The sequence below is a fragment of the Pseudomonas sp. S2_E01 genome (assembly GCF_054668365.1).
Map to the genome: position 1 here is coordinate 3,676,998 of NZ_CP162762.1, position 14,915 is coordinate 3,691,912.

12 protein-coding genes are annotated in these 14,915 nt (G+C 59.0%); 4 read left to right on the forward strand and 8 right to left on the reverse strand.

The annotated features are described in order from the left end of the window. Window positions 1-208 precede the first annotated feature (208 nt). Both lexA and sulA read left to right on the forward strand, forming a co-directional pair. Complete coding sequence (gene lexA, locus AB4O36_RS17090; protein ID WP_460116871.1) at window positions 209-817, forward strand: transcriptional repressor LexA; 609 nt, start codon at window positions 209-211, stop codon at window positions 815-817. A 10-nt stretch (window positions 818-827) separates the two neighbouring features. Further along, window positions 828-1,301, forward strand: a complete 474-nt coding sequence (sulA, locus tag AB4O36_RS17095) for an SOS-induced cell division inhibitor SulA (RefSeq protein ID WP_460139820.1) — start codon at window positions 828-830, stop codon at window positions 1,299-1,301. A gap of 85 nt (window positions 1,302-1,386) precedes the next feature. Here sulA and AB4O36_RS17100 read toward each other — a convergent pair whose 3' ends face one another. The 7 genes from AB4O36_RS17100 to AB4O36_RS17130 form a co-directional block, all read right to left on the reverse strand. Further along, entirely contained in the window at window positions 1,387-1,620 is a 234-nt protein-coding gene (locus tag AB4O36_RS17100) for a hypothetical protein (RefSeq protein ID WP_460116874.1), read from the reverse strand. A gap of 146 nt (window positions 1,621-1,766) precedes the next feature. Next, window positions 1,767-2,291: a DUF6586 family protein gene (locus AB4O36_RS17105; RefSeq protein ID WP_460116875.1), complete on the reverse strand. Its 525-nt coding sequence runs from the start codon at window positions 2,289-2,291 to the stop codon at window positions 1,767-1,769. Between the two features lie 123 nt (window positions 2,292-2,414). Continuing rightward, window positions 2,415-5,039: a type I DNA topoisomerase gene (gene topA / locus AB4O36_RS17110; protein ID WP_460116877.1), complete on the reverse strand. Its 2,625-nt coding sequence runs from the start codon at window positions 5,037-5,039 to the stop codon at window positions 2,415-2,417. Window positions 5,040-5,153: 114 nt separating this feature from the next. Next, a complete protein-coding gene (locus AB4O36_RS17115; protein WP_123365569.1) occupies window positions 5,154-5,390 on the reverse strand; it encodes a DUF1653 domain-containing protein in 237 nt (78 codons plus the stop codon). Between the two features lie 99 nt (window positions 5,391-5,489). Continuing rightward, on the reverse strand, window positions 5,490-6,665 hold the full coding sequence (gene fadA, locus AB4O36_RS17120) for an acetyl-CoA C-acyltransferase FadA (protein WP_096512656.1): 1,176 nt from the start codon (window positions 6,663-6,665) through the stop codon (window positions 5,490-5,492). A 29-nt stretch (window positions 6,666-6,694) separates the two neighbouring features. Beyond that, window positions 6,695-8,842 (reverse strand): fatty acid oxidation complex subunit alpha FadB, encoded by a 2,148-nt coding sequence (gene fadB / locus AB4O36_RS17125; protein WP_460116879.1) that lies wholly within the window; start codon window positions 8,840-8,842, stop codon window positions 6,695-6,697. Between the two features lie 710 nt (window positions 8,843-9,552). Continuing rightward, window positions 9,553-9,990: a hypothetical protein gene (locus tag AB4O36_RS17130; RefSeq protein WP_460116880.1), complete on the reverse strand. Its 438-nt coding sequence runs from the start codon at window positions 9,988-9,990 to the stop codon at window positions 9,553-9,555. A gap of 104 nt (window positions 9,991-10,094) precedes the next feature. On the opposite strand from AB4O36_RS17130, the gene AB4O36_RS17135 reads away from it, so the two are divergent. Next, complete coding sequence (locus tag AB4O36_RS17135) at window positions 10,095-10,532, forward strand: universal stress protein (protein WP_460116882.1); 438 nt, start codon at window positions 10,095-10,097, stop codon at window positions 10,530-10,532. Window positions 10,533-10,674: 142 nt separating this feature from the next. Here AB4O36_RS17135 and AB4O36_RS17140 read toward each other — a convergent pair whose 3' ends face one another. Then, window positions 10,675-12,600 (reverse strand): ATP-binding cassette domain-containing protein, encoded by a 1,926-nt coding sequence (locus tag AB4O36_RS17140; protein ID WP_460116883.1) that lies wholly within the window; start codon window positions 12,598-12,600, stop codon window positions 10,675-10,677. Between the two features lie 213 nt (window positions 12,601-12,813). On the opposite strand from AB4O36_RS17140, the gene AB4O36_RS17145 reads away from it, so the two are divergent. Then, on the forward strand, window positions 12,814-14,742 hold the full coding sequence (locus AB4O36_RS17145; protein WP_460139821.1) for a transglycosylase SLT domain-containing protein: 1,929 nt from the start codon (window positions 12,814-12,816) through the stop codon (window positions 14,740-14,742). Window positions 14,743-14,915: the final 173 nt, after the last annotated feature.

Here is a 14,915-nt window from a genome sequence, read left to right on the forward strand (position 1 = left end):
CTTGTTTGAAACATACGTTTCAGCCCTTGCGTTGTCAAGCCTGCCAGTTCGTTTTGGGAATGCTCGGTCAGCTATTTAACCATACATTAATGCCCTGTTAATCAGCACTGGGATCGACCGTCTGGCGGTCGGCAAAAAAAGGGGCATTGCCAAGATGCTTTCACTGTATATAATCCCAGTCACTGTATAAAAAGACAGAGCGATCAAAATGCTAAAGCTGACGCCACGCCAAGCAGAGATTCTGAATTTCATCAAACGCTGCCTTGAAGACAATGGCTATCCACCTACTCGCGCGGAAATCGCCCAAGAGTTGGGTTTCAAGTCGCCCAACGCAGCGGAAGAGCACCTCAAGGCTCTGGCCCGCAAAGGCGCCATCGAGATGACGCCGGGCGCTTCCCGTGGTATCCGCATCCCCGGCTTCGAAGCCAAGGCCGACGAATCCACCTTGCCGATCATTGGCCGAGTCGCAGCCGGTGCCCCAATCCTCGCCGAACAGCACGTCGAAGAGTCCTGCAACATCAATCCTGCCTTCTTCCAGCCCCGTGCCGACTACCTGTTGCGGGTTCACGGCATGAGCATGAAGGACATCGGCATTTTTGATGGCGACTTGCTAGCTGTTCACACCACTCGCGAGGCTCGCAATGGCCAGATCGTGGTGGCACGGATCGGAGACGAAGTGACCGTCAAGCGGTTCAAGCGCGATGGCAGCAAAGTCTGGCTGATTGCCGAGAACCCTGAATTCGCCCCTATCGAAGTCAACCTGAAAGATCAGGAACTGGTGATCGAAGGCTTGAGTGTCGGCGTCATTCGCCGCTAAAGGAGGCTTTATGCAGTTCCCACACGCACCACAGCAAGCCCAACTGCCGCTGTTCGAGGCATTCATGATGCAGCCGATGGCGCCCATCCTGAAAGACGTGGTCGAGTCGCCCTGGAGCGCCGAACCTGAAGTCTTCAGCGAGCTATCATTGCGTGGCGCGGCTGGGAACTGCCTGAGCCTTTTGGCACCGATTCTCCGCGACCTGAGCGAAGACCAGGATGCACGGTGGCTGACATTGATCGCCCCACCTGCCAGCGTGACACAAACCTGGCTACGGGATGCTGGCCTGAATCGTGAACGCATTCTGCTGTTGCAACCGCGCGGTAGCCAGAGCGCGCAGCAGTTGACCTGTGAGGCCTTGCGCCTGGGGCGCAGTCATACGGTCGTCAGCTGGCTCAATCCTTTGGGAACCACCGCACGGCAACAGTTGATTAGCGCGGCCCGCACAGGGGATGCACAAAGCTTGAATATTCGACTGGGCTAAACAAGGGGTGCGCCGTCTGACGCAGGGCTTCTCCAAGGACAGAGAAGCCGATCTGTAGGTGTATCGAAAAAAGCGACAAACGGGATCAGTGAAGGACCCGATTACCCTCATCCGTGTTGAATTCGCCCTCCACCAGGCGACCGGCCATCTGAACGCCGACGCTCAACATCGCCTTGGCGACCTCCACGTGCTGGCCTTGCAGGAACGCCTTGGCATCCTCGGAGAAATTCAAAGTAACCAGAGAACCCTCGTCCTCAGCCCTTCGCAGCTCGATTCGGCCGTCTGGTAACTCGACAATTTCTAGAAAGGACGTTGGCATAAAGGTCTGTACTCCACGAAAGGCCGGCATTATATAGGCATCGGTCAGGCTTCGCTGAGGATCTTGACCAAATGCCACCATGAAGAGAAATTTCGGACAGCAACTTCTGGATCAGCTCATTGCAACTGACCCCGGAGCTCAAGTCGTCAGCATTCGTTCAACCCTTCACGAAAGCGCAGCGCCAACGCCTTGAGGTTTTGCCGCCATGCTTCCAGTTCTTCGCGACTGAGTTCCTGAGGCTCGTCATCTTCATCCAGGTTAACGGCCACGATCAACGGTTGGGTCACGTCCCCCTTGGGTTTGTGAGGCGCCCGTGGCGGCTGAAACAGCGCCGCATGCGCCGACAGTAACCTGGCCAGCCAGGTTTCAGGATTTTGCGCCAGCTCGACCATCTCTGCCATTTCCGGAATGGCAATAGTCTCCAGCACTTCCCGGGTCAGCAGCATCTCGGCCCGTGGCGCATTTGCCTGCGGCAAGCGATAAAAGCCAGCGATCTCATGACAAAGCCCCAGCAACGCTCCATACAGGTGAAACAGTGCCGACTCACGCCCGGCCTGGATCAACGCCAGGGAGTTCATCGCCCGCCCCTCTTCCGCCTTGGCAAGGGCCTCCAGCGATAGGCCGGCGAAATAGATCTTCTGGTTGGTACGGGTATAGAGTTCGTGGGCCATGACGGCAGCCTCCACAACGAAATAATTGCGTAATGCAGGTCAGACAGTGTCGGGGATCAGGCGATACCACCGCAAGCGCAAAAAAGGCCGCATGCTGGATGCGGCCTTTTCATTCACTTTCGCTTAAGACTTCGCGGCAGGTCGCTTGTCTTCAACGGTCCACTTGCCACCGTCGTAGAACGCTTTCCAGCCGGTCGGTTTGCCGTCGACTTCGGTCTGCACGTATTGCTCCTTGGTCTTGCGGCTGTAGCGGATCACGGCCGGCAGGCCGTCCGGGTCCTTCTTCGGCGCTTCGCAGAGGAAGTGGTACTTCGGATCGATCTCATCCTTGTGCGGAATGATCTCAATGACCAGCGGAGCACGGGTTTCGCGGTTTTTCGGGAATTGGCTCGCCGCGAGGAACAGGCCGGAAGCACCGTCGCGCAAGATGTAGGTGTCGTTGACCTTTTCGCATTTGAGCTCAGGCATCTTCACCGGGTCCATCTTCGGCGGCGCCGCATCACCGCTCTTCAGCAGCTTGCGGGTGTTCTTGCACGTCGGATTGGTGCAACCGAAGAACTTGCCGAAACGGCCGGTCTTGAGCTGCATCTCGCTACCGCACTTGTCGCATTCCAGGCTCGGACCTTCATAGCCCTTGATACGGTAGCTGCCCTCTTCGATTTCATAGCCCGCGCAATCCGGGTTGTTACCGCAGATGTGCAACTTGCGCTTCTCATCGAGCAGGTACGCATCCATCGCCGTGCTGCAGATCGGGCAGCGATGCTTGCCGCGCAACACCAGCGACTCCGACTCACCCTCGTCGTCCGCGGCGATTTCGTCGCCGGGGACCAGGTTGACGGTGGCTTTGCAGCGCTCCTTCGGCGGCAGGCTGTAGCCCGAGCAGCCAAGGAACACACCGGTCGAGGCAGTACGGATCTGCATCGGACGGCCACAGGTGGTGCACGGGATATCGGTCATCACCGGCTGGTTGGCACGCATGCCGTTTTCTGCACTTTCGGCGACTTCGAGCTTCTTCTTGAAGTCCCCGTAAAATTCGTCCAGCACGTTTTTCCAGTCGCGTTCGCCCTGGGCCACATCATCGAGATTCTCCTCCATGCCGGCGGTGAAACCGTAGTCCATGAGGTTGGAGAAGCTCTCGGACAGGCGCTCGGTGACGATATCGCCCATCTTTTCCGAATAGAAACGGCGATTGTGCAACGCTACGTAGCCGCGATCCTGGATGGTCGAAATGATTGCCGCATAGGTCGAAGGACGACCGATGCCACGTTTTTCCATTTCCTTGACCAGGCTCGCTTCCGAGTAACGCGCCGGCGGCTTGGTGAAGTGCTGGGTCGGATCAAGCTTGATCAGCTTCATCGCATCGCCCTGAGCCATGTCAGGCAACACGTCATCATCACCTGGCTTGGCGATTTGCGGCATGACGCGGGTGTAGCCGTCGAACTTCAGGATGCGTCCCTTGGCACGCAGCTCGAACTCGCCAGCACCGACGGTCACGGTAGTCGACAGGTATTGGGCCGGCAGCATCTGGCAGGCGAGGAACTGACGCCAGATCAGCTCGTAGAGGCGCTCAGCGTCACGCTCCATGCCCGACAGCTTCGCCGGCGTGGTGTTGGCGTCGGACGGACGAATCGCTTCGTGAGCCTCTTGTGCGCCTTCCTTACTGCTGTAGACGTTAGGCGATTCCGGCAGGTACTTCTTGCCGAACTCGCTTTCAATATAGGTACGCGCCATCGCCACGGCATCGGCCGAAAGGTTGGTCGAGTCCGTACGCATGTAGGTGATGTAGCCGGCTTCGTACAGACGCTGGGCCATCATCATGGTTTTCTTCACACCAAAGCCCAGGCGGTTACTCGCGGCCTGTTGCAGGGTGGAGGTGATGAACGGTGCCGACGGTTTGCTGCTGGTCGGCTTGTCTTCGCGCTTGACGATGCTGTAGCTGGAAGCCTTGAGCTTTTCCAGCGCGGCCATGGCCTGGGCTTCGTTCAACGGCTTGAAGGCCTCGCCCTTCTCGCGAGCCACGTCGAAGCGCACAGTCGCGCCCTTGGCGGTGCCCAGGTCGGCGTGGACTTCCCAGTACTCTTCCGGGATGAACGCGCGGATTTCACGTTCGCGCTCGACCACCAGCTTCACGGCAACCGATTGCACACGACCGGCGGACAGGCCACGGGCGATCTTGGCCCACAGCAGCGGCGAAACCATGTAACCCACCACGCGATCGAGGAAACGACGCGCCTGCTGGGCGTTGACGCGGTCGATATCCAGTTCGCCCGGCTCGGAGAAGGCTTCCTGGATCGCCTTCTTGGTGATTTCGTTGAACACCACACGCTTATAGCGGCTGTCGTCCCCACCGATGGCTTCGCGCAGGTGCCACGCAATGGCTTCCCCCTCGCGATCCAAGTCGGTTGCGAGATAGATGGTGTCAGCATCCTTGGCGAGCCGACGCAGCTCTTCAATGACTTTTTCCTTGCCCGGAAGGATCTCGTACTTGGCTTTCCAGCCATGATCGGGATCGACCCCCATGCGCGAAACCAGTTGATTGCGCGCCTTTTCCTTCGGTGTGAGCACCGGACCTTCGCCCGCAGCCTTGCCGCGCTTGGCGGCTGGCTCTTTGCTGGCGCTCGCCGAACCGCTGGTGGGCAGGTCTCGGATATGGCCGATACTCGACTTCACCACGTATTGGTTGCCCAGATACTTGTTGATGGTCTTGGCCTTAGCCGGGGATTCCACAATGACCAGCGATTTGCCCATGGATCAGAAAATTCCTGAATTCTAGAAGTGAAAGGCGGTTGGCGCCTGACGCGGCACCGCTATATATAGTGGCTGCAAGATGAGGTCAAGCGCAGGGTTTCGCGCGCACTCAGCTTATGGCTTCGAAAAAACGCTCGGTTCAGCCTGCACCAAAGCAAAGCGTGGCACCTGCTCGCCGTCAACCTCGACCGACTCCAGGAACATGCTCAAGGGACGTACCCAAAAGCCGTAATCGCCATACAGGGCTTGGTAAAAGACCACTTCTTCTTCCGTTTCCGAATGGCGCGCAATACTGAATACTCGGTATTGCGGACCCTTGTAATGCTGGTAGAGCCCAGGTTGTATCGGCATGTAATGGCCCTCACTCAAATCTTTTCAAAATAAAAATAAAAATAATGTCAGAAAAACAAAAACCGGGGCACTTGGCCCCGGCTTCCGTCAACGGAACGCTTAAACGCGTTCGAAGACGGTGGAGATGCCTTGGCCGAGACCAATGCACATGGTAGCCACCCCGAAGGTGCCGCCATTTTGCTTCATCACGTTCAGCAGGGTGCCGGAGATACGCGCACCGGAGCAACCGAATGGGTGACCCAGGGCGATCGCGCCGCCGTGCAGGTTAACCTTCTCGTTCATCTTGTCGAGCACTTTCAAATCTTTCAGCACTGGCAGGGCCTGTGCAGCGAAAGCTTCGTTGAGCTCGAAGAAGTCGATATCGTTGATGCCAAGGCCTGCGCGTTTCAAGGCTTTTTGCGTGGCCGGTACCGGACCATAGCCCATGATCGCCGGGTCCACACCTGCTACCGCCATCGAGCGAATCACCGCCAACGGCTGGATGCCCAGGTCCTGTGCACGCTGCGCCGACATCACGATCATGCACGAAGCACCGTCAGTGATCTGCGAGGAAGTACCGGCTGTCACGGTGCCGCCCTTGGGGTTGAATGCTGGCTTCAGAGCCGCCAGGCTTTCCAGGGTAGTTTCCGGACGAATGGTTTCGTCGTAGTCGAACAGTTTCAGGAAACCGTTCTCGTCATAGCCCTGCATCGGGATGATCTCGTCCTTGAACTTGCCTTCCACCGTCGCCTTGTGAGCGAGTTGGTGGGAGCGCACGCCAAAGGCGTCCTGCTGTTCGCGAGTGATGCCGTGCATTTTGCCCAGCATTTCCGCGGTCAGGCCCATCATGCCCGAGGCTTTCGCCGCGTACAGCGACATGTGCGGGTTCGGGTCGACACCGTGCATCATGCTCACGTGGCCCATGTGCTCGACGCCACCGACCACGAATACGTCACCGTTGCCGGTCATGATCGCTTGTGCGGCGGTGTGCAGCGCGCTCATCGACGAACCACACAGGCGGCTGACGGTCTGGCCGGCCGACGTGTGCGGGATCTGGGTCATCAGCGATGCCATGCGGGCGATGTTCCAGCCCTGCTCCAGGGTCTGGTTCACGCAGCCCCAGATCACGTCTTCGACTTCGTTCGGGTCGACCTTGACGTTGCGTTCCAGCAGTTTGCTGATCAGGTGTGCCGACATGTCTTCGGCACGGGTGTTGCGGTGCATGCCGCCCTTGGAGCGGCCCATCGGAGTACGACCGAAGTCGACAATCACGACGTCTCTAGGATTCAAGCTCATAAGTTCACTCTCACTCTAGTTGGGGGCGCTTAACCGAAGAAGCTCTGGCCGTTCTTGGCCATTTCACGCAGCTTCGCGGTCGGGTGGTACAGCGCGCCCAAATCAGCGTACTGGTCAGCCAGGGCAACGAACTGTGCAACACCGATCGAGTCGATGTAGCGCAGCGCACCGCCACGGAATGGAGGGAAACCAATACCGTAGACCAGACCCATGTCGGCTTCGGCGGCGGTTTCGACGATGCCGTCTTCCAGGCAACGCACGGTTTCCAGGCAGAGCGGGATCATCATCCAGTTGATGATGTCTTCGTCAGTGACTTCGCGCTGCTCGTAGACGATCGGCTTGAGCACTTCCAGCACCGACGGATCGGCGACTTTCTTCTGCTTGCCCTTCTTGTCAGCCTCGTAAGCGTAAAAGCCCTTGCCGTTCTTCTGGCCCAGGCGCTTGGCTTCATAGAGAACGTCGATAGCCGAACGGCGATCGTCCTTCATTCGATCCGGGAAGCCTTCAGCCATCACGTCACGGCCGTGGTGGCCCGTGTCGATGCCGACGACGTCCATCAGGTAGGCAGGGCCCATCGGCCAGCCGAATTTTTCCATGATCTTGTCGATACGGACGAAGTCCACACCGGCGCTGACCAGCTTGGCGAAACCGCCGAAGTACGGGAACAGCACACGGTTGACCAGGAAGCCCGGGCAGTCATTGACGACGATCGGGTTCTTGCCCATTTTCTTGGCGTAAGCAACGGTGGTGGCAACGGCCTGCTCGCTGGACTTCTCGCCACGGATCACTTCCACCAGCGGCATCATGTGCACCGGGTTGAAGAAGTGCATGCCGACGAAGTTTTCCGGACGCTTGAGGGCCTTGGCCAGCAAGCTGATGGAAATGGTCGAGGTGTTGGAAGCGAGGATGGTGTCCTCTTTGACCTTGTCTTCGACTTCAGCCAGTACGGCTTGCTTGACCTTCGGGTTCTCGACGACGGCTTCAACCACCAGGTCCACGTGACCGAAGTCACCGTAGGACAGCGTCGGACGAATGCCGTTGAGCACTTCAGCCATCTTCGCCGCGGTCATGCGACCTTTTTCAACGCGGCTGACCAGCAGCTTGGCGGCTTCTGCCAGGCCCTGCTCGATGCCGTGTTCGTTGATGTCCTTCATCAGGATCGGCGTACCCTTGGAAGCCGACTGATAGGCGATGCCGCCACCCATGATGCCGGCGCCCAATACGGCAGCCTGCTTCACATCGCTGGCGATCTCGTCGTAGGCCTTGGCCTTTTTCTTCAGCTCCTGATCGTTCAGGAACAAGCCGATCAGGCTCTGCGCAGCAGAGGTCTTGGCCAGTTTGACGAAACCGGCCGCTTCGACTTCCAGCGCCTTGTCGCGACCGAAGTTCGCGGCTTTCTGGATGGTCTTGATCGCTTCAACCGGCGCCGGGTAGTTCGGGCCCGCTTGACCGGCCACAAAACCTTTGGCGGTTTCGAAGGCCATCATCTGCTCGATGGCGTTCAGTTTCAGTTTTTCCAGCTTCGGCTGACGCTTGGCCTTGTAGTCGAACTCGCCGGAAATGGCGCGTTTGATCAGTTCCAGTGCGGCGTCCTGCAGCTTCTCAGGCGCAACCACGGCGTCGACGGCACCGACTTTCAGTGCGTCTTCAGCACGGTTTTCCTTGCCGGCGGCAATCCACTCGATCGCGTTGTCGGCACCGATCAGGCGTGGCAGGCGAACGGTACCACCGAAGCCAGGGTAGATACCCAGCTTGACTTCCGGCAGACCGATCTTGGCGCTGGTGGACATGACGCGGTAGTCCGCAGCCAGGCACATTTCCAGACCGCCGCCCAGGGCGATGCCGTTGATCGCGGCTACGGTCGGGACGTTGAGGTCTTCGAAATCGCTGAAGATTTTGTTGGCTTCGAGGTTGCCAGCAACAAGCTCTGCATCCGGCAGCTTGAAGTTGTCGACAAATTCGGTGATGTCGGCGCCGACGATGAACACGTCCTTGCCACTGCTGACGATCACACCCTTGATCGACGCATCTGCCTTGATGGTGTCTACGGCCTGACGCAATTCATTCAGGGTTAGACGGTTGAACTTGTTGACGGACTCACCCTTGAGGTCGAACTTCAGTTCGACGATGCCACTTTCAAGAGCCTTAACCGTGATGGCTTTACCTTCGTAAATCATCAACTGATCTCCACGATATGGAAGCTGAACAGTACACGTCGGAAGCAGGCGAATGGCTGGCAGGGACGACCTCGTCGATGCTACGCCAATCCACCCGACACACCCGCCAACGCGATAGTCGGGATTCTGTTGGAGCGCGCTCTAATGCAAACGCTCAATTCATACGCCCGTTTGATTTGGGTACGCCACCTTCACGGAATTTCCGGCAATTGTCAATCGCCCAAAATGCGGGTTGAAAAGCGACTTTGCAGTCATTTCTGTAGGAAAAAGGCGTGCTACGCGCAATGGCATGTACACACATTCATAGAATCAATCATTAGAAAAGTCGCCCTAATTCACCGCAGCCTGCGCGGAACAGGCTAAGCTGGCGAAACCACAGGGAAAGATGAACGCACTGGCGAGCGCCATGCGCGGGATCAGCCCGACCGAATTACCGGCCTGCCTGGCCAACCCCGCCCGACGATGTTGTCGGGCTTTTTATTGCGGACCTGTAGGAGCGAGCATGCTCGCGATGGTCGTTAACGATGACCCGGGATCCCTGACACCCCCTGGCGCACTTTCGGCCATCGCGAGCATGCTCGCTCCTACAGGGAATGCAGATTCTGTAGGAGCGGGCTTGCTCGCGATGGAGGACCTGGCGCCGCGGGATATCAGGCATCCCGCGTCATCGTTAACGACCATCGCGACGGTTCGACATGCCCGCTCCTACATCAGGCCAACGCCTTGAGCGTCGCATCAATGTGCTGCAACACTTCAGCTTCGCCCTTCTCACCCCAATACAAGGTGATCATCTGCTTGTCGGCTTCGACCTTGTACACGTTGGCCGGCAATTTTTCGAAATGATTGAGCAGCGCCTGATCGTCGCAGGGCTCCTGCCACTGATTGACCCATACACCCGGCGATTTTTGCCAGTAAACCCAGCAAGCCGGTTGGCTGCCACGACGGGGCCGATGGTACTGCGCACAGGGGTTTGGCGGCTCCGGGTGCAGCCAGTGCGGCCACTCCTGAGGCGCCAGTTGCATGGCCAATCCGATACGGCGTGCCTCCGTGCGCAGGGCGATTCGCCCACTCTGGGCGCGTGACGGTCGTAGCCATGCCAGAGGGCTCAAGACCACCAACAGGATTGACACCACTATCCAGACCGTCATATGTGTACACCCGATTCTTGATGAGCGCTTGAAGCCACTCTGAAAACAAAGCGCTTGAAACCAGCCATACTTACTCTTATTGCAGTTCTCAGGAGGAGCATCTCATGCCCTATGAACACATTCTGGTTGCGGTAGATCTCACAGAAGAGTGTGACCCTGTCATCAAGCGCGCTCGCGAGCTATCGGTGAGCAGTGGCGCGAAATTGTCCCTGGTGCACATCGTCGAACCGATGGCCATGGCGTTCGGCGGCGACGTGCCGATGGATCTTTCCCAATTGCAGCAGCAACAGTTCGATCAAGCCAAGGACCGTCTGGACCGGCTGATTGTGAAATATCCGGAAGTTTCCCGGGAATTCAGCCACCTGACCTACGGCCAGCCGCGCCAGGAAATTCACCACCTGGCCAAGGAGCAGGGTTGCGACCTCATCGTCGTGGGCAGCCATGGCCGGCATGGCCTGGCATTGCTGCTAGGCTCCACCGCCAATGACGTGTTGCACGGCGCACCTTGCGATGTGCTGGCGGTGCGCCTGGTCAAAAGCTGAAATCACGCTCCCTGTAGGAGCGAGCTTGCTCGCGATGGCGGTGTGTCAGGCAACTGATATGTCGATTGACACCGCTATCGCGAGTAAGCTCGCTCCTACAGTACAGTGAACATCGCAAATCCGGCGTTCACCGCGCAGTCAATCAGGCATCCAGCTCCGCCCAACGCTCGACCATTACGTCGAGCTCGGCCTGCATCTGTTCCAGCTTGGCGATCACCGCAGCGGTCTCCGCAGCAGGACGCAGGTAGAAACCGGCATCCGCCATTTGCGCTTCAACGGCAGCGATCTGCTGTTCCATCGCTTCGATCTGGCCAGGCAACATTTCCAGCTCACGCTGCAACTTGTAGCTGAGCTTTTTCTTCGCCGCAGGCGCTTCGACCGATGCCTCAGCCGCAACCGGTGCCGGCTCCGCCTTGACCACCGCCGAATTCAGGTCAGCCTTGCCGGACTTGCTCTCGGTCACGCCCAGCAGGCGTGGCGAACCGCCCTGCCGCAGCCAGTCCTGGTAACCACCGACGTATTCACGAACCTTGCCTTCACCTTCGAACACCAGGGTGCTGGTGACCACGTTGTCGAGAAATGCACGGTCGTGACTGACCATCAGTACGGTGCCGTTGAAGGTCAGCAGCACCTCCTCCAGCAGTTCGAGGGTTTCCACGTCGAGGTCGTTGGTCGGTTCGTCGAGGACCAGCAGGTTGGCCGGCTTGCTGAACAGCTTGGCCAGCAACAGTCGGGCACGCTCACCACCGGACAACGCCTTGACCGGCGTACGCGCACGCTGGGGGCTGAACAGGAAATCACCGAGGTAGCTCAGCACATGACGGCTCTGACCGTCGATGTCGATGAAGTCGCGGCCTTCGGCGACGTTATCGATCACGGTTTTTTCCAGATCCAACTGATGGCGCAACTGGTCGAAGTAGGCGACATCGATCTTCGTGCCCTCCTCCACCTTGCCGCTGGTAGGCTGCAAGCCACTGAGCATCAGTTTCAGCAGCGTGGTCTTGCCGGTGCCGTTGGCGCCGAGCAGGCCGATACGGTCGCCACGTTGCAGCACCATGGAGAAATCGCGGATCAGGAATGGGCCGTCCGGGTGCGCAAAACTGACGTTCTCGAGCACCATGACCTGTTTGCCGGACTTCTCCGCGGTTTCCAGTTGAATGTTGGCCTTGCCGGTGCGCTCACGGCGTTCGCTACGCTCGACACGCAGGGCCTTCAGAGCACGAACGCGGCCCTCGTTACGGGTACGACGGGCCTTGATGCCTTGGCGGATCCACACCTCTTCCTGAGCCAGGCGCTTGTCGAACAGCGCATTGGCAGTAGCCTCCGCAGCCAGTTCGGCTTCCTTGTGCACGAGGAAACTGGCGTAGTCGCCGTTCCAGTCGATCAGGCCACCGCGGTCCAGTTCGAGGATACGGGTTGCCAGATTCTGCAGGAAGGAGCGGTCGTGCGTGATGAACAGCACGGCCCCCTGGAAATCCTTCAGTGCTTCTTCAAGCCAGGCGATCGCACCGATGTCCAGGTGGTTGGTGGGTTCGTCGAGCAGCAGCAGATCAGGCTCGGACACGAGGGCCTGGGCCAGCAGGACGCGACGACGCCAGCCGCCGGACAATTCGGCGAGGGTCTTGTCGGCCGGCAGTTGCAGGCGGCTGAGGGTGCTGTCGACCAGCGTTTGCAAACGCCAGCCGTCACGGGCTTCGAGGTCATGCTGGACGTGCATCAACTTGTCCAGATCGGCATCAGTGACGATGTTCTGGCTCAAGTGGTGATATTCGGCCAGCAGCGCGCCGACACCGTCCAGGCCCTCGGCCACCACGTCGAAGACGGTCCGCTCGTCGGCTACCGGCAATTCTTGCGGCAATTCGCCAATCTTGAGGCCGGGGGCACGCCAGACAGCGCCGTCATCGGGCTTCTGGTCGCCCTTGACGAGCTTCATCATGCTGGACTTGCCAGTGCCGTTGCGGCCGATGATGCACACCCGCTCACCACGGGCGATCTGCCAGGACACCTTGTCCAACAACGGCATAGCGCCGAAAGCAAGGGACACATCGCTGAATTTGAGCAGGGTCATGAGCTTCTCCAAAAACCGGGCGCGCATTCTACCTGAATCGAGGCTTCAGAAGGCCCGCAATTTCACCTGAGAGACACTCTGCGACACAAATGTTGCGAACTGATGCTGACGAGGCCGCAAAGCTTTCGCCCGCTGCTGGCAAAAGGCTAAGCTACAGATAATTCAGCGCGGGCAATGTCCGCGCTTGTCATGTTTTTTCTGCCCGGATGTCTCATGCGCAGTCGCCTTTTCAGTCTTTTATCCTGCTTGCTCCTCTCTGCCACTGCCGCTCAAACAGTCCAGGCGGTGGACCTGTCCACCCAACGCCAGTATTACGATGAAGCCAAACGCGCCCTGGCCAAGGGTGATACCGGCCCTTACTTTCGTTACAGCCAGGCACTGAGCACTTACCCGCTGGAGCCGTATCTGGCCTATGACGAGCTGACCGCACGCCTGAAAACGGCGAGCAACGCCGAGATCGAGAAATTTCTCGCCGAACATGGCGACCTGCCGCAGGCCAACTGGATGAAACTGCGCTGGTTGCGCTGGTTGGCCGAGCGCGGCGATTGGGCGACTTTCGTCAAATACTACGATCCCAAGCTCAACTTCACTGAACTGGACTGCCTGAACGCGCAATACCAGATCAGCCATAACCTCAAGTCCGAAGGCTACGCCAACGCCAACAAGCTTTGGCTGACCGGCAAATCGCAGCCCGCCGCTTGCGATGCGCTGTTCGGCATGTGGGCCGCCGAAGGCCAGTTGACGGAACAGAAACGCTGGGAGCGCACCAAGCTCGCCGCCCAGGCCCGCAATTACCCGCTGGCCAATAGCCTGGTCAACGGCCTGAGCACCCTCGCCCCACGCGGCCGCCTGCTGGTGGATGTGGCGCAGAAACCTGAACTGCTCAACCAGCCGTCGCGCTTCACCCCGGCGGACGAGCCAATGTCCGACATCGTCAGTCTCGGCCTGCGTCGCCTGGCCCGGCAGGACCCGGACAAGGCCATGGCATTGCTCGATGGCTATGCCAGCAGCATGCACTTTTCCCGCGATGAAAAAGTGGCGATCGCCCGGGAAATCGGCCTGACCCTCGCCCGGCGTTTCGACAGCCGCGCACTGGACGTGATGACCAAATACGACCCGGAACTGCGCGACAACACCGTGTCCGAATGGCGCCTTCGCCTGCTGTTGCGCCTGGCACGTTGGGACGACGCCTATCAGTTGACCCGCCGCCTGCCGCAGGACCTGGCGACCACCAACCGCTGGCGTTACTGGCAGGCACGCAGCCTGGAGCTCGCGCAGCCGCAGAACCCGGAAGCGCTGACCCTGTACAAGAACCTTGCTCGTGAGCGCGACTTCTACGGCTTCCTCGCCGCCGACCGCTCGCAACAGCCGTACTCGCTGGTCAACAAGCCGCTGGTGCTCAGCCAGGCACTGATGAACAAAGTGCGTAATACGCCCGGCGTGCGACGCGCCCTGGAGTTCCATGCACGCGGACAAATCGTCGATGGGCGTCGCGAGTGGTACCACGTCAGCCGGCACTTCAACCGTGACGAAATGGTCGCCCAGGCGAAACTGGCCTACGACCTGAAATGGTATTTCCCGGCGATCCGCACCATCAGCCAGGCGCAATACTGGGATGACCTGGACATTCGCTTCCCGATGGCCCACCGCGACACCCTGGTACGCGAAGCCAAGGTGCGTGGCCTGCATTCAAGCTGGGTGTTTGCCATTACTCGCCAGGAAAGCGCCTTCATGGACGACGCTCGTTCCAGCGTCGGCGCCAGCGGTCTGATGCAACTGATGCCCGGCACCGCCAAGGAGACCGCTCGCAAATTCAGCATTCCCCTGGCGTCGCCACAACAGGTGCTCGACCCGAACAAGAACATCCAGCTCGGCGCCGCCTACCTTAGCCAGGTGCACAGCCAGTTCAACGGCAACCGCGTCCTCGCCTCAGCCGCCTACAACGCAGGCCCCGGCCGCGTACGGCAGTGGCTGCGAGGCGCCGATCACCTGAGCTTCGACGTGTGGGTCGAAAGCATCCCGTTCGACGAAACGCGCCAGTATGTGCAGAACGTGCTGTCGTATTCGGTGATCTACGGCCAGAAGCTCAATTCACCACAACCGCTGGTGGATTGGCATGAGCGGTATTTTGATGACCAGTGAGCCGACTTGAGGCGCTGACAAAAATGCCCGCATTGAAAAATGCGGGCTTTTTTTTGCCGGATGTTCAATCCGCCTGGTGTAGCCGGATGCTTTTACTTGGTCGGTTACTTGGTCGGTCTGTAGGAGCGAGCATGCTCGCGATGGCCGTGAACGATGACGCGGGATGCCTGGTA